We start from the raw sequence: 22,760 nt of genomic DNA on the forward strand, positions 1-22,760 counted from the left end.
ATCGCACCCCGGACATCCTTGGAAAAAACGTTACTATCCATTTGGGAGGGCGTACTTGGTATAGATACAGTTTCTTTGATGTAGGAGGTAACTCTTTACGCGCGACAAAGCTGGTGTACAAAATCAATCAACACCTGAGTGTTCGTATCTCCGTTAGAAACGTCTTTGAATGGCAGACAATAGAACAGATGGCCCAGTACATTAATCAGATGGAGCAGCAGGTTAACCAGTCTATTGTAAAAGCGACGGAAAAAGAATATTATCCTATTTCTTCAGCACAAATGAGAATGTACATTATGAGCATGAAAGCCGGTGAAGAGCTCACCTACAACATGTCAGGCCTGTTTATGCTGGAAGGAGCGCTTGATCAGACACGATTGGACGCAGCTTTTCAGCAGTTAGTAGATCGTCATGAATCGCTCCGGACTGCTTTCAAAGCCATCCACGGAGAACCCAAACAAATCATATATCCTGAAGTGAAGTTTGTCATTGAATCCATTCAGGCGGTGGAAGAAGAGGTGGAAGACCAGGTAGAGCAATTTGTTCGTGCCTTTGATCTGGGACAAGCACCGCTTATGAGAGCAGGGCTGATTGAACTTCGACAGGATTGCCATGTACTGTTAGTAGATCTGCACCATATCATTGCAGATGGGCTATCTGTGCAGATTTTAATGACCGAACTCGGTCAGTTATATCGCGAGGAAAAGTTACCCCCTCTTCGAATTCAGTACAAGGATTATGCGGAGTGGCAGCAATTCCAACTTCACAGTGATTGGATGAAAAAGCAGGAGCAGTATTGGCTCGAGGTCTTCAGTGAAAAGATTCCACTATTAGAATTGCCAATAGATTATGAAAGACGTGAATCGCCGCGTTATGAGGGAGATTTATTGGAAATTGCTGTGAACGAAGAGCTGGTCATAAGCTTGAGAAAATTGGAAGCTCAGACAGGAGCAACGTTATACATGATCCTGCTCGCGGCTTATACCATTTTGTTGTCTAAATATAGTGGACAAGAGGATATTATCGTGGGTATGCCGATTGCGGGAAGAACACATGCGGAACTGGAGCCGGTGATGGGCATGTTCGTGAATACACTTGCTGTTCGACATCAGCCTGCAGCAGATAAAACATTTGCAGCATATCTACTGGAAGTCAAAGAACATATGCTGAACGCTTATGAGAATCAGGATTATCCGTTTGAGGAATTGATTAAAAAAGTTGATTTAAACAAGGATGTACGGCGGAACCCGCTGTTTGACACGATGTTTGTATTGCAAAATTCAGGTCCGTCAGAGATGCATATGGATGGACTCACCTGTAAACCAGTTGCTCCAAATAATCGCGTATCCAAGTTTGATTTAACGCTGTATGTTACCGAGTCGGATCAGCAGATTGATGCCGCTTTTGAATATAGCACGATTCTATTTGAAAAAACCACGATTGCAGCCATGTCACAACACTTGCTTCTCATTCTGACAACGATATGCTGTGAGCCTCATATTAAAATCAATCAGATTAAATTCCCTGAAGAGGACATGAATGAAGGTACACTGACCGATCTGATCGAGATGGATTTTTTCTAAGTGAATATAAAATATAAATTCTGATTGGGGTGTCGTATGTCTATATTTAAGAAACAAGAATTGTATTGGGAGAGCCGATTCCAAGAAGATGATGTTCTTGTTCATTTGCCTTATTGCAAGATCAATTCCAAACACACATACGATATAAACCAACAAAATTACATTAATAAACCATTGTCAGACGAAGTATCTACTAGAATCAAATCTATTTCAAGAAACATCCCTATGGCCATGTACACGATATTATTATCCGGAGTTCAGTGTCTTTTATATAAATACACCAATGAAACCCAAATAATTATCGGCATGAGAGCGATGGAAGAGAAGAACAGTGACCCGACGCTCTCAAATAAGGTTCTCCTCTTAAAAAATAATATCGATCACACGATGTCTTTTAAGTCCATATTTAATCAAATGAAGGTCAGTTTCAGTGAGGCTGTTCAACATCAACGAATCTCTTTCAGAAAAATGGTTGAACGTTTAAGCATAGAGTACGATTCGAATCACATACCCATGATTCATACATTGGTTTCATTGGGGAAAGCTCAAACTGTTTCTGATGACAATAACGTAAGAGCAGCCACGTTATTTCACTTTAATCTGGAGAACGAGAGGATTCACTTGAAATTAACCTATGACGCAGAGCGTTATGATCGAGATTATATGTTTCAGGCTGCAGAGCATCTCGATCAATTGTTCGCTATCCTATTGAACCAACCCGATCTGGGGTTAAGTCGCGTCGACCTGTTGTCAGTTTCCGAGCGGAACAAACTGTTGTTCGATTTTAACGATACAAAAGTGGTTTATCCACAGCATAAGTTAATGCATCAATTATTTGAAGAACAGGTGGAGAGGACGCCGGATCATCCTGCAGTCGTATTTGAGAACAGTGCATTAACCTACAAAGATTTAAATCAACAGTCCAATCAATTGGCTCGCACACTTCAAGCAAAGGGATTGCAGACAGGGCAATTCGTTGGAATCATGGCAGAACGATCGCTGGAAATGATTGTGGGATTATTGGGTATTCTGAAAGCTGGTGGGGCGTATGTTCCCATTGATCCGGAATATCCGGCAGATCGTATCCGGTTTATCCTTGAGGACTTCAATGCGGCTTGGTTGCTGCATCACAGTTACATGCAAATACCTGAATCATATGAGGGTACGTCTGTTTTTCTCGAAGATGATGCCCATCGCAGCAACAGTCATTTGAATCTGGAGCATTCGACCAGTGATAGTGACCTAGCATATATGATCTACACGTCAGGAACAACGGGCAACCCCAAAGGTGTCATGATTGAACATGCCAGCATTGTGAATTCCCTGCAATGGAAATCGGACTTTTATCATTTTAGCAAAAACGACCGGGTGTTAATGCTGAATCCCTTTGTGTTTGATTCGTTCATTACTCACTTTTTTGGCCCGATCATCTCTGGATCAACCGTGCACGTATTGAACGGGCAACAGTGTAAAGATGCGGTGGCCATCAATTCGATGATCAAAACAAAGGCAATTACGCATATTCAAAGCCCGCCGAGTTTCTTGATGACTCTTTTGGAACAAGCGGAAGCTGCAGATTGGGCTTCGATGAAAAATGTAGTCGCAGCGGGAGAGAAAATTGTACCTTCTTTGATCCAGCGATTGAAACATATCAATCCACGGATCGAAGTATGTAACGAGTATGGCCCGACGGAAAATAGTGTGGTATCTACCGTTCTTCCGATTAATTCGACAGAGCAATATATCTCGATTGGAAAGCCAATTGCGAACAATAGAGTCTACATTTTAAGTGAACACCGTGAATTGCAGCCTATCGGAGTGCAGGGAGAATTATGTGTAGCGGGAGCGGGGATCGCCAGAGGTTACTTGAATCGCCTTGACCTGACGGCAGAGAAGTTTGTCGATGATCCGTTTGTACCTAGAGCGAAGATGTACAAAACGGGTGACTTTGCAAGATGGCTGCCTGATGGAAATATTGAATATATCGGAAGAATGGACCATCAAGAGAAAATTCGTGGATACCGGATTGAACTTGGTGAAGTGGAGGGTGCCCTTTTAAATATAACCCGGATTCAAGAGGCTATCGTGATCGCTATTGAAGATGAAGCGGGAACAAAGCAATTATGTGCCTATTTCGTAGGAGCTGAAGCAATGACCATTGCGGAGCTACGGGAAGAGTTAGCTTGGCATTTGCCAAGCTACATGATTCCATCCTATTTTGTACAGCTGGATCAGATGCCGCTTACGTCCAATGGAAAGGTGGATCGCAAAGCATTGCCTTCTCCCAAAGAACATATGTTGAAGGGAATGCAATACGAAGCGCCGCGCACCATCATGGAACAACAGCTGGTATCTATCTGGGAAAGTGTGCTGGGAGTACAAAATATCGGACTGCGGGATAATTTTTTCGAGCTGGGCGGGGATTCGATTAAATCCATTCAGGTATCGTCGAGGTTATATCAGGACGGTTATCAGGTACAGATGGAACAGCTATTTAAGAACCCAACCATTGCAAGCTTGATTCCGCATGTTCAGCCCGTAAGCACTAAATCAGAACAGGGAACCGTTTCGGGCAAAGTGTTACTGACGCCTATCCAACATTGGTTTTTTGAGCAGTACAAGGTGGATCCCCATCACTATAATCAGTCCATTATGCTATATCGGCAAGAAGGTTTTCACGAGGCCGTCCTACGCCAGGTGTTCGATAAAATGATTGAGCATCATGATGCACTACGCATGGAGTATCATTACAACGAACAAGGTTATGAACCGTGGAATCAAAGGCTGGACTCACCAAAATCATTCTATACGTTTGAAACGATGGATTTTACGTCGTTAGCAGATCCATCTGATCCAATCGAGAAGAAAGCCAATGAACTGCAACGGTTGCTCAGCTTGGAGTGCGGCCCTTTGATGAGGTTGTGTTTATTTCAATGCGCGGACGGTGATCATCTATTGATTGTGATCCATCATTTGGTGATCGACGGGGTTTCATGGCGAATTCTGATTGAAGATATATCAAAGAGCTATGAACAATTCATGCTTGAAAAACCGATGCAGCTACCACAGAAAACGGCATCGTTTCAATTATGGGCGGAGCAGCTTCAGTTGTATGCGGACAGCGAAGTTATGAAACAGGAATTGGACTACTGGAGAGAAATGGAACAAGCCTCCTTTACGCCATTACCGACCGATTTCAGAACGAACGATGCCCTGGAAAAAGACAGCGAAGAACTAACGCTAGAATGGACGGTAGCCGAAACAGAGCAGCTATTGAAACATGCAAATCGTGCGTATAATACGGAGATTACCGATCTTCTGCTTACTGCATTAGCTATGTCTATTTATCAATGGACGGGCAGTGATCAAATTCTTGTGAATCTAGAGGGACATGGCAGAGAACCGATTATTCCGGATCTTGATATTACACGAACGGTCGGATGGTTTACAAGCCAATACCCAGTTGTGCTTAACATGAAAGAACATTCCAATCTATCTCTGCTCATTAGAACAAACAAAGAGGTCCTTCGCAATATCCCTAAAAAAGGGATTGGATACGGGATTTTAAGATATTTAAGCACACATCTGAAAGAGACTCCATTTACCTTGAATCCTGAAATTAGCTTCAACTATTTGGGACAATTCGATCAGGACCTCCAACATAGCGGGATGCAAATGTCTCCTTATTCCGGTGGAGCCGCAGCAAGCGAGAATCATAGAAGAAATGTCCTTATCGATGTTAATGCTTTGATTATGGATGGGAAGTTGTCCTTGTCCTTGAAGTTCAGTCGTACACAATATCATAAAGAAACGATGGGGCGAGTGGAGGCCTATTTCAAGAACCATGTGCGAGAATTAACCAAGCACTGCTTGAGCAAAGAGAAACCGGAATTAACACCAAGTGATCTATCCTTGAAAGGTATGACCATTGAAGAGCTAGAAGGTCTGGTTCGCGAAGTTGAACTCATTGGTGAAGTCGAAGACATATATGCGCTGTCTCCGATGCAAAATGGAATGTTATTTCACGGTTTACTTCATTCGAATTCGGAAGCTTATGTGCTTCAAACGACACTGGATCTTCATGGATTGTTAGACGTGAAAGCATTTGCGAAAAGTTTGGATCAACTGATCGAGCGGAATTCGATTCTCAGAACGAATTTTCATAGCCAATGGAAACACGGTCCCCTGCAAGTGGTTTACCGTCATAAACCAAACGCGATTCTATATGAAGATTTGCGAGAAATGAAAGAAGAAGATCGTGACGCATATGTGGCAGCTTATATTCGAAAAGATAAAAATAAAGGTTTTGATTTGTCCAAGGATGTGTTGATGCGGATATCGATTTTGCAGACGGATGATCAAACCTATCGTTTCATTTGGAATTATCATCATATTTTAATGGATGGCTGGTGTCTTTCTCTTGTGATCCAGGAGCTGTTCGATGGTTATTTTGCAATCCTGGAACGACGGAAAAGTGAACAACAAACAGCTGCGCCTTACAAACACTATATTGAATGGCTAGATAAACAGGATCATAAAGCATCGCTGAAATACTGGAGCGACTATTTGGAAGGTTATGAGGAGCAGACCGCTTTGCCAAAAGAGCATAGCATTCGAAAAAGCAGCGAATATCATTCCGAAAATCTAATTTGCCCACTGAGTCAGGAATTAACTGAACGCATCACACAGGTCGCAAGTCAGAATCAGGTAACGCTGAACACGCTAATGCAGACAGCTTGGGGAATGTTGCTGCAGAAATACAACAACAGTGAGGATGTCGTATTTGGGAGTGTGGTATCCGGCAGACCAGCAGAGATTGCTGGTGTTGAGCGTATAATCGGGCTATTCATTAATACGATCCCTGTGCGAATTCAAACGCAAGGAAACGAAACATTCGCGGCGATGATGAGACGGATCCAGGAGCAAGCTGTCGCTTCGCATCCGCATGAAACGTATCCATTATACGAGATTCAAGCGGAAACCAAGCAAAAGCAAAATTTGATCGATCACATTCTCGTGTTTGAGAATTATCCGGTACAGGGCATCACGGAACAGTTTGGGGATCAAGAGCAGACAGCTCTTCGCATTACGAATGTAGAAGCAGATGAACAAACCAATTATGATTTTAACCTGATTATCAAACCGGGCCAAGAAATGAAATGCATGTTCTATTACAATGCCAACGTCTATGATCGGGCAAGCATAGAACGGATCCAAGGGCACTTGATTCAACTGTTAGAGCGGGTATGCCTGAATCCATATATCTCCATCGATGATATAGACCTGATGACAGCACAGGAGAAAATGCAGATATTGAAATCTTTTAATGACACAAAGGCCGCATACCCTATGGACAAAACGATTCATGGATTGTTTGAAGAACAGGTGGAACAAAACCCTGGAAACGTCGCGGTGGTGTTCGAAGGTCAACAGCTCACCTATCAGGAACTGAACAGTAAAGCCAATCAATTGGCAAGAACATTGCATGCTAAAGGGATTCAACAAGATCAGTTAATTGGAATTATCGCTGAACGATCGTTAGATATGGTCGTGGGAATGCTTGCGATTTTGAAAGCTGGCGGTGCGTATGTACCGATTGATCCCGAATATCCAGAGGAACGTGTGAATTACATGCTTGAAGATTCGGGTGTACATGTATTGCTGCTGCAGCGGCATCTACAGGAACGTATCTCTTATACAGGAGAAAGCATCTATCTCGACGAGTTAGGCGTTTGTCATGAAGATGATTCTAATTTGGGAGTCACGGTGTGCCCGACAGGGCTGGCCTACGTAATCTATACTTCGGGAACAACAGGAAGACCCAAAGGCACATGCATTGAACATAAAAATGTGGTTCGATTGTTGTTTAACAGTCAAAATAGATTTGATTTTCAATCATCAGATACATGGACGCTGTTCCACTCCTTTTGCTTTGATTTCTCCGTATGGGAAATGTACGGTGCCTTGCTCTATGGAGGCAAACTGGTTATCGTCCCCCAAATGACAGCCAGAAGTCCGCAGCAATTTTTACAATTGTTAAGAGATGAGCGAGTAACCATTTTGAATCAAACGCCAACGTATTTCTACCATCTCCTTCAGGAGGAGTTAACAAGTCAAGAAGAAAGGCTGAATGTTAGAAAAGTGATTTTTGGAGGGGAAGCTCTTAATCCGGCTTTATTAAAAAACTGGAGAGAGAAATATCCATCTATTCAGTTAATCAATATGTATGGCATAACGGAAACCACCGTTCATGTAACCTATAAGGAAATTACTGAAATTGAGATACAGGCGGGAAAAAGCAACATCGGTAAACCGATCCCGACACTGCAGACCTATATATTGAACACGCATCAACAGCTGCAGCCGATTGGGGTTCCGGGAGAGTTATATGTTGCCGGAGAGGGACTGGCCAGGGGATATCTGAATCGACCTGAGTTGACAGCAGAGAAATTCGTAGAACATGCCTGGATTACTGAAGGAAAGATGTACCGAACTGGAGATGCTGCCAGATGGCTGGCAGATGGAAATATTGAATATTTGGGACGAATCGATCAGCAGGTGAAAATTCGAGGTTATCGAATTGAACTGGGAGAAGTGGAGACCGCTATTTTAAAAATAGAAACGGTCCAAGAAGCGGTTGTAATCGCCCATGAACAGGAGGACGGATCCAAGCAATTATGTGCTTATTGGAAAGGCAACAGTGCATTTTCAGCCAAGGAGATTAGATCAGCATTAGCTCATGAAATCCCGGATTACATGATTCCGTCTTATTTTGTTCATGTAGATCATATTCCGTTAACTTCCAATGGTAAGGTTGACCGGAAGGCATTACCTTTACCACAAAAAAATGTAGATCAGATAGCCGAATATGAGGCACCGCAGAGCCCAGTGGAACAAGCGATTATCTCTGCCTGGGAAGCCGTGCTTGGTGTTCAGAGAATCGGCAGATCAGATCATTTCTTTGAGCTTGGGGGAGATTCGATCAAATGTATTCAAGTGGCATCACGATTGCTTCAGTCAGGCTATAAAGTGGAAATGAAGCATTTTTTCACCTATCCGGTCGTATCCGAATTAAGTGAACACGTCACCTCTGTGAACACTCATTATGATCAAGGGGAAGTGACAGGGGAAGTCTTACTGACACCTGTTCAGCGTTGGTTCTTTGATCAAAACATGGTGGATGCACATCATTACAACCAGGAAATGATGTTCTTCCGTAAAGATGGTTTCGATATCGGCTTCATTCACAGCATGTTGAAGAAAATGGTCAAGCAGCATGATGCACTTCGCATCGTTTATCGTCAGGTACCAGAAGGTGGATATGAAGCGTGGAACCGCGGAGCTGAAGAAGACGGATTATACAGTTTGGATATCTTCAATCTGACGAATGTAACGGATCCGGCACCTTTGGTTGAAATAAAAGCAAAAGAAATCCAGAGCAGCTTGGACCTGGCTCACGGCCCATTGATTAAACTTGGCTTGTTTCAATGCGCTGAAGGGGATCATTTGCTCATTGCCATTCATCATCTGGTGATTGATGGAGTGTCATGGCGTATTTTGTATGAAGATATTCAAACAGGGCTTGATCAGTTCCTCAGAGGGGAAGAAATCTGCCTGCCTCAAAAAACGACTTCGTATAAACAATGGGCAGAAAAGTTATCTGCCTTTGCTGTTCAGCCTGTGATGAAGCAGGAATATGCATACTGGTGTTCTGTGGATCAAGTCGAGCGAACTCCGTTGCCTAAAGATATGGATTGTAAAGAAAGCATTGGAAAAGACAGCGAAACGATTACCTTGCATTGGACGGCAGAGGAAACGGAGCTGTTATTAAAGCAGACCCATCGTGCGTACAATACGGAGATTAACGACATTTTGCTAACGGCATTGGGAATGGCAGTTCATGATTGGACAGGCATGGATAAAGTGGTCGTGAACCTGGAAGGGCACGGCAGGGAGGATATTCTTCCAGAGCTGGATATTACGCGTACCGTGGGATGGTTTACGAGCATGTATCCAGTCATGATTAGGATGGAAGCGGGAGCTGACATATCTAAAAGAATCAAGTCTGTCAAGGAAGGACTGCGCCAGGTCCCGAGTAAAGGGATCGGTTACGGGATCTTAAGGTATTTGTCAGCATGGACTGAAGGAGACAAATTAGAGCGAAATCCCGAAATCAGTTTTAATTATATGGGTCAAATAAACCAGAATTCGGACCAGGCTGGTATTCAGTTTTCAACGTATTCCAGTGGACCTTCCGTCAGTGAAAATAACAAGAGACCGTTTGTGCTTAATATCAACAGCATCGTTGTAGAGGGGAAATTGGCACTGACTATCAATTATAGTCAAAAGCAATATCAACGAGAAACGATGGAGCAACTGGCCTATTCTTATAAGGATAACCTTCGTAAAATAATCGAGCATTGCACCATTAAAGAACAAAGGGAGCTCACCCCAAGTGATTTTTCACTTAAGGGATTGACGATAAATCAATGGGATCAGATAGTCGAATATACCCGAAGTATCGGTCAAATTGAGAATGTGTATCCACTTACCCCTTTGCAAAAGGAAATGCTGTACGAGAGCGAGCGGAATCCTGTTTCGGGTGCGTACTTTGTACAAATCTTGTTTGATATGGCCGGGAATTTGGATGTGACCTCTTTTGCACAAAGTTTGGATCAAATCATGCAAAGACATGCGATATTAAGAACTAATTTTTACACTGGAATGCTGGACATTCCCCTTCAAATTGTGTATCAGGAGAAGAAATTCGAATTTAAAGTTGAGGATATAACAGGCATAAGCGAATCACAGCGTAAAACGTATATCGATCAACACATCGAGCAGGATCAGGCTAGAGGATTTGATTTGCAAAAAGATTCGTTAATCCGGATGTCTGTTATAAGAACAGCCCCAGAAAGCTATCATGTCATTTGGAGTTTTCATCATATTTTGATGGATGGTTGGTGTATGTCTCTGATCAGTAAAGAGATTTTCGAGAATTATTTTGCGATTCGGGAAAATCGAAAACCTGAAATGAGCCTGTTAACACCCTATAGTGAATTCATTGAATGGTTGGAGCAGCAGAATAATGAAGGAGCGATAACCTACTGGAGTCGTTACCTAGAAGGTTATGAGGGACAAACCAGATTACCCGGAGGGAAAACTAAACCGCAGCATGAAAGACAGGATTCCAGAACGCTAAACTGTCATTTGGATGAGGCACTGGTTCAGAGAATGAAACACATTGCGGAGCAACAACAGGTGACGGTGCATACATTTATGCAAACCGCGTGGGGCGTATTACTGCAGCAATATAATGAAAGTAAAGATGTCGTATTTGGCAGTGTTGTATCGGGCAGACCAGCAGTTATTCCTGGGATTGAAAGCATGATTGGACTATTTATCAATGCTATTCCTGTTCGTATTCGGGCTGAGGGTGAAGAATCCTTTATCACACTGATGAAAAGGACCCAAGTACAAGCTGTGGATTCACATGCTTATGATACGTACTCGTTATACGATATTCAAAATTTGACTCAACAAAAACAAGCCTTGATTAACCATGTGGTCGTGTATCAAAATTTTCCGATACAGGATCGGCTGGAGGATTTGGGCAAAATAGGTGAAGTGCCGCTTGAAATCACGAATGTTGGGGGAACGGAACACAATAGTTTCGATTTTACTTTAATTATTAAACCCCATGAGCAAATGAAAATCATATTAATGTACAATGCTAAGCTATATGACATCGCTACGGTTGAACAGATCCAAAAACACTTTGTTTCTATCATTCAACAAGCGGTGACGAACCCTGAGGTTCATATCAACCATCTTGACTTGATTACATCGGAAAGTTATTAATGTACGTAACAACCCAAACAACTGTTTTCAGTGATTAACAGCTGTTTGGGTTGTTCTTTCTGTTGATATGTTGACCGGGTTCTTAACAATAGCTTCCCTTCTGACCGATATATAATGAGTACGATTACATGCGAAGATAAGGAAGGAGAGATCACATGGATATTGCAGCAATGTCAATGGCAATGAGTCAAGCTTCCATGGCACAGGCAGCAAGTCTAAAAGTCATGTCGATGACCAAAGATATGGCAGAGCAGCAGGGTCAGCAGATGACCGAGTTGTTAAAGTCAACGCCGGCTCCCCACCCCAATCTGGGCAGAAGTCTGGATATTTCGGGTTAAGCGTGTTCCGACGGCATTTTAAGTTTGTTATGCTTTACAAAACATGCAGCAAGCAAAACGCGAAGCAACTTCAATTCATTGGAATTGAGCTGCTTCGCGTTTGTTTTGCGTTATTAAATTATTTCGTGTTTGTTAATATGCAGGTTTTCAGTATAGATATTATGATATTAAACTGATCTTGGTAAGTCCGGTGCTACGTTCTCAAAAGGCAGCTTATCTTTCAATGTCCATAGCTCATCATAGCTGGAAATTTGTACATCTGCTTTGGACAGATTCTGATTGCCTGACCCCGGATTATGATATCCGATACAACGCATGCCTGCACTTTTGGCGGCTTGAACACCGTTGCGTGAATCCTCTATAACCAGACAATTCGCCGGAGATACACCGATTCGCTCGGCTGCGGCCAGGAAAATATCCGGAGCCGGTTTGCCGTGTTCAACCTCTTCACCAGTCAGGCGAACATCAAAGAACGCACCCAATCCCGTTTTCTCCATGATTAGATCAATGAGTGCCCGAGGGGATGAGGAAGCAACGGCAATCGGGATGTGTTGCTCATGTAGCCAGCGTATCCACCGTTCTACCCCAGGCATAGCCACAAGCTTGGCATGAGCTAACATCTTTTCCATGACATGCTGCTGATGATACGCAAGAATCTCTTCCAGCGGCACCTTGACCTGATACTTGTCGATAACATGTTGCCACATGGATTCTAACGTGACACCAACAAAAGAATGATGTTCTTCCAACGTCACGGCTGCCCCAAAATGATCAAATGAACTTCGCTCTATCTCGAAATAAATCGGTTCACTGTCGATCAGAACGCCATCCATATCAAAAATGACCCCTTGAATAGAAAGATGACGATGTTCATCTTGCATCTGATTCCTGTCCAGACGTCCAGCCACTTGATCTGCTGTCATGCTGCATTCCTCCTCTGAATGATGTCTCATATGTTTTAGTGTAACTGCTTTTTATTCAGCATTCCAGCAAGCTACGAAAAACGAATTAATTGGATTGCAGTACAACCTTGATGGCATGAGAGGAGGCTTGTAAGGTGCGTCCCTGTATATCGCATCCAAGTGTGCGGAATGCTTCTTCGTAATCTTCCAGCGGAAAAGAATGGGTTATAATTTTTTTGGCAGGAATAATCTGTTGTTCAATCATATAATGTGCGGTGGCAAACGTTCCAAGCGAATCAATAGAGCCGATAATTTTCAGGCTGCGATCCACTACTTCCTTCGGGTTAAATGACGTATTTCCATCCCGTAAACCAACCAGCATCAAATAGCCGCCACTGGCAAGCTGTGACAATACTTGAGTGCCTACAACTCCAGTAGTATCTACAATCATATCCACTTGTCCGGTTGCAGGAGCGATGTCTGCAATCGCCTGTTCAAAGGAAGAATGAACTTGCCAGCGATCGGGTGCGATGGAACCTGCAATGGCTAAGCGTTCCTCGGAGATGTCGACCAGACTTCCGGTGACACCTTTGGAAGCAAGTGCATAGCTGTACAGGATGCCAATGGGTCCAGCCCCAAGGATAATCGTTCTGAAATTCGGCAACAAATGAATCTGATTAATGCCTGTCAACATACAGCTTAGCGGCTCGGTTAGAGTAGCTTCTTCATAGCTAACATGATCTTTTAATTGATATAAAAAGCGATCTTCTGTCACGTAATAATCCGTGAACGTGCCATCTGCACTTACTCCCGTTTCCGTAACGGACTTGTGAGTACAGTGGTTCTGCCTTCCTGTTCTGCACATCTCGCATTGACCACAGTAATATGTAGGGTCGATGACGACACGATCTCCTGGTTGCAGTGTGGTGACGGCGGAGCCGACAGCAATTACTTCACCTGCGGATTCATGTCCAAGAATGACGGAAGGAATCGCATGATATTTTCCGCTAACAATGCCTAAGTCTGTTCCACAGACCCCGGTTGCCCGTATACGCACAAGCACCTGATTATCTCTGGTAATTTCGGGAACGGGTCGTTCCTCGAGTGCGACATCCCATGCAGATTTATATACTAATGCAAGCATGATGGAACCTCCTTTTTTTGTAGGAACTACATTTTTTCAAACTACATTTCGACGCTAAAATAACTTCCGATATTTAATGAACGCTGGCGAGGACAGAATCCAATCGATCCACAATCTCAACCAGTTCGTCTTCGGTCGTTGTCAGAGAAGGGCGTACTTTAACGACGTTGCCAAAGCCGTACCGTGAACTGCGTAGAATCAAATGTTGATCTTCAAAGGCACGGTCGATGATCGCATTGGTTTTTGGAGTATCTGGCTCATTTTGATCACCCACGATTTCAAGTCCCCACATGAGTCCCACACCGCGGGCTTCTCCGATGCTAGGATATTTCAGAGCGAGCTCGTGTAGCAGTCCGCCAAGCAAAATTCCTTTTCGTTTGACCGCATCCAGAAATCCCAGTTCTGAGACCACTTCCAGTGTGGATTTGGCAGCGGTGACCGAGATGAGATTACTGCCTGATGTAAAAGAATGCTCATGTTTTTCCAGTACATTCAATCGAGATTGCATCAGAACTGCAGCTACAGGTACACCAATACCGCCAAGGCCTTTGGCAAGTGTAATCATGTCGGGCTGGATATCAAATAATTCGCTAGCAAACATCGTACCCGTTCGTCCGACACCCGTTTGGACTTCATCAGCAATGAGAAGCATGTTGTTCTCATCACATAATTGGCGAAGGCGCTTGAAATATCCTAACGGTGGAACGATGTTGCCGCCATTTCCGAGAATGGGCTCAATAATCATACAAGCAACCGAGCCTGAGCTGGCGTACTCTATAGCATCAGATATCGCTTCAACACATTGATATCCGCACTCGCTACTTTCACTTTTGAACGGGCAACGATAACAATATGGTGCAGGTACATGAACCGCATTAGGGGCTGACGAATTAGGAAAACGCTTGCGTCTAAAGGCATTACCTGAGATGCCCGTTGCGAACTGAGTCTGTCCATGATGAGAAAGGTATAAGCTGATGATGTCCGTTGATCCTGTATACTTCTGGGCAATTTTAGTTGCGCACTCATTGGCCGTAGACCCGGTAATATCCCGCATCCATCCGGCATCGATATTGTTCGGAGCATACTCAATCAAGTGTTCCAATACTTCATTGACGTAAGGTTCCGTGAAGGAGGAAGACATATGCGTAAGATTGCCGACTTGTTCCTGAATTTTATTGACTACATGTGGATGATTATATCCCAAGGACAGATTAAACGTACCCGAGACGCCATCTAGATATTCCACACCTGCATCGTCAATCAACTTAATCCCTTTTCCGACTGTAAAGCGGTTGTTGGTTAAAGTTTGCATTCGGATTCCTCCAATAGTTTAGTGTACTAGCTAGGTGAACAATATGACATTCCGGATGGTTTGGGCATCCCCCCTTTCAAGTGTGGAAGTATGTAAGCCTTACAAGTTATATTTCTTTGGTTTGATGCGGGAATGCAGAGCTCAACGATTCATTTCGAGTGTTCCACAGGTGGGAGAGGATCAATGTCAGCAATAAAAGCATACAAAATCCCGCTAAAATCATGATGGTGCCGACGATCGGCCATGCGCTCATACTCCATCCCGTGAGATACTGTAACGTTGCACCGCCAATACCGCCGGAGGCAATCAATATACTCGTTGTCCTTTCCGTCATGCCAGGAATCAGCACATTCGCATAGACGAGTGCGATGCAGAATAAACCCGACATAAATAATCCTGTTCCAAAGATTAGCCCATATGTTACCCATTGACCGGACACGAATACCATAGATACCGTAAACAGCAATGTACCTATCGTGCTCCAGATCAAGAAGGGCATATAATTGACGGCTTCAGCGATTTTGCCAGAGAAAAGGCGTCCTACAATCATTGCAATCCACAGAATGGATACACTTAGGGAGGCGATAGATTCTTTCAGTTCCAAACGTTCTACCAGAATGGAGGGCAGGAAATTCATCAATCCAAGCTCCAGTCCCATGTAAACAAAGAAAAAGACAACGAAGAGGGAGAGCAGCCCCAGATGTTTTTTGGAATAACGGACTTTGTTTGCCCCCTGTTGTGTCGTGTTTTCTCCAGCCTGTTCGAGGTATTGTGCAGCAGGCCGAGGCATGGTGACCCATGGAACCATGAGGATGAGTGCGCAGGCAGCAACCGTGAAGAACGTCAAGTGCCACTGGCCCAACCAGATGAACAGAGCTGCCGCCGCGGGGATGAGAAGTGCGCCAAGGGCGAAATAAACATCCAGTTTGGACATGGCGACCGCTTTCTGATTTTCTGTAAATTCAATAGTGAAGGCTCCAACGGAAGGTTCGATGATGCCTGAGCCAAACCCGACAAGAATGGTTAACAAAAGCAGGACGTTCCACGAAGGCAACCATCCGAGCACCAAATAAGCTGCAATAATGCAGATCAACGCAAGGGTGAGCATCCATTTTCGACCAATTTTAGCCGTTATGGACGGTGACACAAGTACACCGACAAGAAACCCGAGAAACTGCAAAAATAGTAGAAATCCCCCGTCACTGTAACCGCGTTCATAATGAGGTAATAAAACGGGTAGAAGCGCACCAAGTACTACGCTGGTTATGCCAATCAGCAGATAGAAGCCGCAACTTAAAACGAATATTCTTTTCAAATGTCTACCTCCTTGAAATGGATAACATTTTTATAAATTGAAATAAATGTTTATTTTATATTTAACTTATACCATAATTTTGAAATTGTACAAGCTTTTTATTGTAAAATTATGTTAAAGTTTGGCGGGGTCATTCTTTTTTTTTGGTTCATCCTGTCCGATCACAAGATCTATGTCGAAGATGACTCTGTTGCGTCACTTTTCATTTCATGAGAAGATGAGGTTCAGCGCTTTATAAGGTAAACGGAATGACTGATCAAAGGATTGAAAGAACGTAGGAGTACAGATTAAATAATGAGAAGCGGTGAAATATGTTAATCAACAAATACATAAGTGAGACGGGGCATTTTTCCCGCAGGGAAACGACTCGGCGCATTGCAGCCGGAAGAATTACAATCAACGGCAGGGTATGTGTAAAAGGAGATACGGTTGCACCAGGAGACATCGTGCTGATGGATGGGGAGCGCATTCCAGAGCGGAATCCTGAGGCCGTGTATATCGTTCTGAACAAACCCGTTGGCATTACATGCACGGCAGCTGAACATGTTGAGGGCAATATCATTCAGTTTGTGAATTATCCTTCACGCATTTTTGCAGTCGGCCGGTTGGATAAAGCGTCAGAGGGGTTGATTTTACTCACCAATAACGGAGATATCGTGAACAAAATGATGCGTTCGGAGCATCATCATGAGAAAGAATATGTCGTCACCGTGGACAAGCCGGTCACTGATGCATTTCTTCAATCCATGTCACAAGGTGTGGAGATTCTGAATGTGGTTACCAAACCATGTGAGGTGTATAGGCAAGACGAGAACGTTTTTCGAATTATTTTGACACAGGGGCTTAATTTACAAATCCGCCGAATGTGCAAAGCGCTGGGGTACAGGGTTTTAAAGCTGGAGAGAATTCGGATTATGAACATTACACTGGATGAACGGTTGAAAAGGGGAGAGTGGAGACATCTGGAGAAACAGGAGTTGGAGTTACTTATGTCTCAGTTAGATCAAGACAAAGCAGGGGATGAGTAGTGACGGACTTGCCCAATCTCTGTGATATAAGCTAATTTTTTTCGAAAAAGACGCAGAAGACACGACCCCGTTTGCTAGGGATCGTGTTTTTTACATTGTGAACGTGATTACGTAACTTCTAACGAGAAGTGAGTTAAGTGTTGCGACGTAATTTTGCCGAAAATACGTTGCGCTTTTTGCCTCTCGCCGTGCTCTCCGAAATGTAAGAGCCATACAACGTAAGGGATGCACCTAGTATGCTCGCCCATGTCAGTTGCTCATGAAGAATAAGTGCAGATGAACCAACTGTAATCAGAGGTACGAGATAGATGTATACACTTGTTGGAATCGCTCCTAGTAGCTTAACGGCTTGATTCCATGTCACAAAACAAAGGGCTGAAGCGCCCACACCGAGAAAGAGAAGGTTTGATAAATTGGTGAAGTGTGTGAATCTAGCGACATTCAGGTCAGATTCTACTAAACCCAACGCTGGTAGCATGAATAGCAGGCCATAGAAAAACACTTTACGTGTTGCGCCTATAACGTTGTAGTTTCGTAATCCGATTTTACGCATCATAACCGAGTACACTGCCCACACCACAGGAGCGATAAATGCGAGTAGATCACCCAAGGGATTAAGTTGCAACATATAGCTTCCATTCAGGGTAATCAGGATAATGCCACAGATCGCAATGCCAAATCCGCTTACAAAGCGGGTGGTTAACCGTTCCCCATCCAGAAAAAAGTGGGCAAGTACAGCGGTGAAGAAAGGAGCAACGGATACAATGATGCCTGCATTGGAAGCTGTCGTATATACCAAGGCCATATTTTCAATGAGAAAATATAAGGTCACTCCGCATAAACCTGCACCGATAAATAATGCTTCTTCCCGCAAAGAAACAACTTTCTGAGCACGTGGATAGATCATCCAAAGAACGAGATAACCAATCAGAAAACGGAACAATAAGATTTCAACAGGTGTAAAGTCCTTCAGTAACACTTTTGTTGAAACAAAGGTGGTTCCCCAGATGAGAATGGTAAATAAGGCAAGCAGGTGTCCGGCAACATGATTGTGATTACGCATTAAAGTCATCGCTTGTTTTCCTGCAATCGTTTAGTCTCGGCTCCGTGATTAAAAATACGACGATATTGTTTGGGTGTTAGACCAATCAGTTTTTTGAAAAAGTTGGTGAAATGGCTTTGATCGCTAAAGCCCGTCTGAGCAGCGACATCTATAGGCAATAGTCCCTGTTCCAAAAGGCGTTTGGCATGATTGATCCGTATCGTTTCAAGATAGCGGTAGGGAGATATGCCTTTTTGACGAGTAAATTGTCGCAGTAAATGGTATTTGCTTATGCCCGAAATCTCGGATAATTCATTCAAGCTGATGTTTTCCGAGTAATGGACTTCCATATAATCACACAGTTGCCGAATCTCTAACGTTATCTTCTGTTCGGTTTCAGCCATCTCTGCATCAGCGTAGTCCTTCAGCAGTTGATCTAGTAGCAAGAGAAGCATCTCTTCTTTGCGGAAGTCGGGTTGTTCCTCAAGTATGAACTGGTGTAGCTCATGGAGCGAGGAGACCAGCTCACTCTGATATAGAACATGGGTGGAGAACCTTGGCAAATAGGCTTGTCCAGTAATTTCACGCACGTACTCCAGCATAACTTCTGGCTGAATATTGATGCAACGGTAATCCAATTTTCTTCCATCTACCTGCTCACAGGCATGAGGATCTTGGGGGTTGAAAATAATGATGTCACCGCTGTTTAATAGGTATTCCTCGTTGTTGCAGATCAGATGGCGTTTCCCTTCTTCAATAAATCCAATCACATAATAGTCATGAAAATGATTGGGAAATTTCTGCATGATGCCTTCAAATTGATAAGCTTCCAGTTGCAAATCTGGATCATACACGACGGTTCGCACTTCGCGACTCATGATGCACCTTCTTTCTGGTATGTTTAGGTGATTATAACGTGCATCTGAGGCTGAATTCTTGAACAATATTGCTTATTATACCGAAGCGGTGAATCGAGAACATCTATTTGAGTTCAGTTTAGGTTTAATTTAAAATAAGAATGGTAGAGATGAAAAATTTTCCGTCAATGAAATAAATGATTTTCCTTCAAAGGATAAGGAGATGGGATAATATGTTTGAACACTTGGTTATTTTTAAATTTAACGATAAAATCACACCTGCGAAGCAACAGGAGTTTGTAGCTCAGTTGCTTGCGTTACAGGATCAGATTCCTGGAATTGTTGATCTGACGGCTGGCGTGAATGTAACGGAGGAAACCGATCGCATTCAAGGATTCACCCTGGGATTAAGAGTGACATTTGAAGATCAGGAAGCCTTGCGAGCATACGGTCCGCACCCTGCACATCAGGCATTCGTAGCCTCTCTGGATGGCTGGATTGAGAACGTGATTGTAACAGATTATCCGATCCCTGCGAAGTAAAAGGAGCAACGAACACTTGGCTTCATTTCGGATGATTGCGTCAAGAAAAAACTGTTTATACTTTGGAATTTCCATGCGACGACATAAATGAGTATGGGTTCACAAATGCTACATGAAGATAAACAAAGGAATTTCTTTGTTAGGAGAAGGAGTGTGACCCATGGAAAAAAACGATTTAAACGCAGGCTGGAATCTGGAACACAGTTATGCAGAACTGCCTGAAACGTTTTATACAAGACAACAAGCTGTGGCTGTCCAGTCTCCAGACTGGATCATTTTTAATCAAACACTGGCGGTCAGCCTGGGGTTGAATGCAGATGTACTGCAAAGCCCCGAAGGCACAGCTATTTTCGCGGGTAATAACATACCAGACGGAGCCGAGCCCCTTGCACAAGCGTATGCAGGTCATCAATTTGGTAACTTTAATATGCTTGGGGATGGACGTGCTTTGCTCCTGGGTGAACAGATTACTCCGCAAGGGGACCGAGTGGATATTCAGTTAAAAGGTTCAGGACGGACGCCGTATTCCCGCGGAGGGGATGGACGTGCTGCCGTTGGCCCGATGCTTCGGGAGTACATTATCAGTGAAGCAATGGCTGGCCTGGGAATTCCTACGACACGAAGCTTGGCTGTTGTCTCCACAGGAGAGAACATTTATCGTGAAACAGAGCGCCCAGGGGCTATTCTCACTCGAGTCGCGGCCAGTCACATTCGAGTCGCAACTTTTCAGTATGCAGCCCAATTTGGTTCGGTAGAGGATTTACGTGCGCTCGCAGACTACACGATACATCGTCATTTCTCGCAAGTAGAAGGTAACGAACAGCGTTATCTAAGCTTCCTACAGGAAGTGATCAAACTTCAGGCGCACCTTGTTGCAAAGTGGCAAAACGTAGGCTTTATTCACGGGGTCATGAATACGGACAATATGGCAATTAGCGGGGAAACGATTGATTATGGTCCCTGTGCCTTTATGGATACGTATAACCCAGCGACGGTGTTCAGCTCAATTGACAGACAAGGCCGATATGCTTATGGCAATCAACCATACATTGCGGGCTGGAATTTGGCTCGTTTTGCTGAGACATTACTGCCGTTACTACATGAAGATGAAGAGCAGGCTGTTCAAATCGCTCAGGATGCCATTGCACAATTTTCGGAGCACTATCATCATCACTGGTTAACGGGTATGCGAGCCAAACTCGGTTTGTTTACGGAAGAAGCGGAAGATGAGACCTTGATTAAGGACCTGCTCGATCTGATGGAAAAGCATGCTGCAGACTTCACGAATACGTTTGTGACATTGACTCTGAATAAACTGGAAACCTCCACACTTAGTGACAAGTCCGACTTCAAGGAGTGGCATACACGCTGGCAAGACAGATTAGTTAGACAGCCGGAATCCAGCGATGAAGTGATGGAACAGATGAAACGAAACAATCCCGTAGTGATTCCGCGGAACGAGAAGGTAGAAGAAGTACTGGAGCGAGCAGAGCAGGACGGAGACTACAGCTTGATCCAGCCTTTGCTGGATATTCTCCAGCGTCCTTATGCGTATACTCCTGAACAGGAAGCATTTGGTGCGATGCCAGTGTCCTGTGACCCTTCGTATAAGACATTTTGCGGGACTTAACCTCTCTGTGAACCTGAGAGGAAAAGGTGTGGGCTGCCGAGAGGCAGCTTTTTCATTGTTAGCCGTTATAATCGATTATATGAGGTTGATCTCACACTCTAGATGTTAGAGAGAAGGAAGGTGAATCTTGTGTCAAATCTGTTAAGCATGGAGGAGCTAGCCCAGCAACTCCTTGAATTGTTATCACGCACTTCTTACCCGATGGAACAGATGGAAAGTTATGTGAACCGATTGGGCGAGTCGTTCAAATGGGAAGGTGCACCCTATGTCGAAATAGGCGATGGACATTATATTGTTACAATCTATGAACGCGGTATACCGTCCCTGATTAAAAAGCTGAAGCACGTGGAGGAGGTCCTCTACTGGTTGCTGGAAGATATGATTTTTACAGCCGCCCATGTAAGCCTGCTTAAGAAGTATGGTGTCGATAACGTTAACACCCATCTCGATTATACAAGTGAAGTGTGGCAAGAGATCGAAGACAACGTACGGGCAGCTTTTCGAAGGATCGGTGAACCATATTTAACTTGGCATCAAGAGGGTAAACGCCGGGAACTGGAAACGGTTCAACCCAGGAAGGGGAAATCTTCGATATGAGCGAACGGGACATTCAGGATGTGTGGTATGATTACGCACTGACTTTTGTGGAAAAAAAGAACCAGTCTGCTCAAGGATGGACTGCGCTTTCCCAGACGGAACAAGAGATTGCAGCGTTGTGGCTGTTTGAGGCAGATGTCTATAATGGTGGTTTTATACAATTCTTCTGCAACTGGGGAGAAGAGGCTTATAAGATCGCATGCAAGGCACTTGAAACGATTAGTGCGAACCAGGTTCTGAGTAATGTGAAGCAGCAGTATGCTTGTTTTGAGCATTTGGAAAACGATTCTAGACTAACGGGGTTGTGGGACATCCCAAAATATCTGGAGACGGAGCAAGAAGAACGTTTGGATGAGCTGGACCAGCAACTCTGGAATAACGAAGATCAGGTTGCGGAGAAGGCTTACGCTTATTACCATGACGAGCTACGGATCAGGTTATAGTTTTGTTGATGGTTTGAATACTTGCGCTTGCAATGTGCAGAACGTTTCGCTATACTGGCTATAATTAAATACATGAATTACGTTGATAGAGCGCAGTAGCGGCTTTGTCCCTGTTACAGAAAGTCAGGGGTTGATGGAACCTGATACATACAAGGGCTGCGAATTA

14 protein-coding genes and 1 other annotated feature (1 of these 15 running past the window's edge) are annotated in these 22,760 nt (G+C 43.8%); of the genes, 8 read left to right on the forward strand and 6 right to left on the reverse strand.

The features are described 5' to 3' along the window. The 3 genes from H7T88_RS16295 to H7T88_RS16305 all read left to right on the forward strand — a co-directional run. Positions 1-1,583 (forward strand): condensation domain-containing protein (locus H7T88_RS16295; protein ID WP_260510960.1); only part of this gene is annotated, 1,583 nt, incomplete at its 5' end. Between the two features lie 36 nt (positions 1,584-1,619). After that, on the forward strand, positions 1,620-11,444 hold the full coding sequence (locus H7T88_RS16300; RefSeq protein WP_221789362.1) for a non-ribosomal peptide synthetase: 9,825 nt from the start codon (positions 1,620-1,622) through the stop codon (positions 11,442-11,444). 155 nt (positions 11,445-11,599) lie between these two features. Beyond that, positions 11,600-11,782 carry a YjfB family protein gene (locus tag H7T88_RS16305; protein WP_221789363.1) on the forward strand — a complete coding sequence of 61 codons (183 nt, stop codon included), beginning with the start codon at positions 11,600-11,602 and terminating at the stop codon, positions 11,780-11,782. Positions 11,783-11,949: 167 nt separating this feature from the next. Here H7T88_RS16305 and H7T88_RS16310 read toward each other — a convergent pair whose 3' ends face one another. The 4 genes from H7T88_RS16310 to H7T88_RS16325 form a co-directional block, all read right to left on the reverse strand. Next, the gene (locus tag H7T88_RS16310) at positions 11,950-12,663 is read right to left on the reverse strand and encodes an HAD family hydrolase (RefSeq protein ID WP_221789594.1); all 714 of its coding nucleotides are present in this window, start codon (positions 12,661-12,663) and stop codon (positions 11,950-11,952) included. 127 nt (positions 12,664-12,790) lie between these two features. Next, complete coding sequence (locus H7T88_RS16315; RefSeq protein WP_154890502.1) at positions 12,791-13,828, reverse strand: zinc-dependent alcohol dehydrogenase; 1,038 nt, start codon at positions 13,826-13,828, stop codon at positions 12,791-12,793. Positions 13,829-13,901: 73 nt separating this feature from the next. Beyond that, the gene (locus H7T88_RS16320; protein ID WP_154983577.1) at positions 13,902-15,140 is read right to left on the reverse strand and encodes an aspartate aminotransferase family protein; all 1,239 of its coding nucleotides are present in this window, start codon (positions 15,138-15,140) and stop codon (positions 13,902-13,904) included. Between the two features lie 106 nt (positions 15,141-15,246). Then, positions 15,247-16,455: an MFS transporter gene (locus H7T88_RS16325; protein ID WP_221789364.1), complete on the reverse strand. Its 1,209-nt coding sequence runs from the start codon at positions 16,453-16,455 to the stop codon at positions 15,247-15,249. Positions 16,456-16,766: 311 nt separating this feature from the next. Here H7T88_RS16325 and H7T88_RS16330 point away from each other — a divergent pair, with 311 nt between their 5' ends. Next, entirely contained in the window at positions 16,767-17,483 is a 717-nt protein-coding gene (locus tag H7T88_RS16330; protein ID WP_221789365.1) for a pseudouridine synthase, read from the forward strand. 133 nt (positions 17,484-17,616) lie between these two features. Here H7T88_RS16330 and H7T88_RS16335 read toward each other — a convergent pair whose 3' ends face one another. Further along, on the reverse strand, positions 17,617-18,546 hold the full coding sequence (locus tag H7T88_RS16335; RefSeq protein ID WP_221789596.1) for a DMT family transporter: 930 nt from the start codon (positions 18,544-18,546) through the stop codon (positions 17,617-17,619). Positions 18,547-18,551: 5 nt separating this feature from the next. Then, positions 18,552-19,403: an AraC family ligand binding domain-containing protein gene (locus tag H7T88_RS16340; protein WP_221789366.1), complete on the reverse strand. Its 852-nt coding sequence runs from the start codon at positions 19,401-19,403 to the stop codon at positions 18,552-18,554. A 212-nt stretch (positions 19,404-19,615) separates the two neighbouring features. Here H7T88_RS16340 and H7T88_RS16345 point away from each other — a divergent pair, with 212 nt between their 5' ends. The 4 genes from H7T88_RS16345 to H7T88_RS16360 all read left to right on the forward strand — a co-directional run bounded on the left by H7T88_RS16345 (position 19,616) and on the right by H7T88_RS16360 (position 22,594). Then, entirely contained in the window at positions 19,616-19,924 is a 309-nt protein-coding gene (locus tag H7T88_RS16345) for a Dabb family protein (protein ID WP_090916867.1), read from the forward strand. A 160-nt stretch (positions 19,925-20,084) separates the two neighbouring features. Continuing rightward, a complete protein-coding gene (locus H7T88_RS16350; protein WP_221789367.1) occupies positions 20,085-21,554 on the forward strand; it encodes a protein adenylyltransferase SelO in 1,470 nt (489 codons plus the stop codon). 129 nt (positions 21,555-21,683) lie between these two features. Beyond that, positions 21,684-22,151 carry an Imm63 family immunity protein gene (locus H7T88_RS16355; RefSeq protein WP_221789368.1) on the forward strand — a complete coding sequence of 156 codons (468 nt, stop codon included), beginning with the start codon at positions 21,684-21,686 and terminating at the stop codon, positions 22,149-22,151. Further along, on the forward strand, positions 22,148-22,594 hold the full coding sequence (locus H7T88_RS16360; RefSeq protein ID WP_221789370.1) for a DMP19 family protein: 447 nt from the start codon (positions 22,148-22,150) through the stop codon (positions 22,592-22,594). Before H7T88_RS16355 ends, H7T88_RS16360 begins: the two co-directional genes overlap by 4 nt. Before the next feature lie 73 nt (positions 22,595-22,667). Continuing rightward, positions 22,668-22,760 (forward strand) — a binding site (T-box leader); it runs 150 nt beyond the window's last position.

The organism is Paenibacillus cucumis (ex Kampfer et al. 2016) (assembly GCF_019748695.1).
GTDB classification, from domain to species: domain Bacteria; phylum Bacillota; class Bacilli; order Paenibacillales; family Paenibacillaceae; genus Paenibacillus; species Paenibacillus polysaccharolyticus.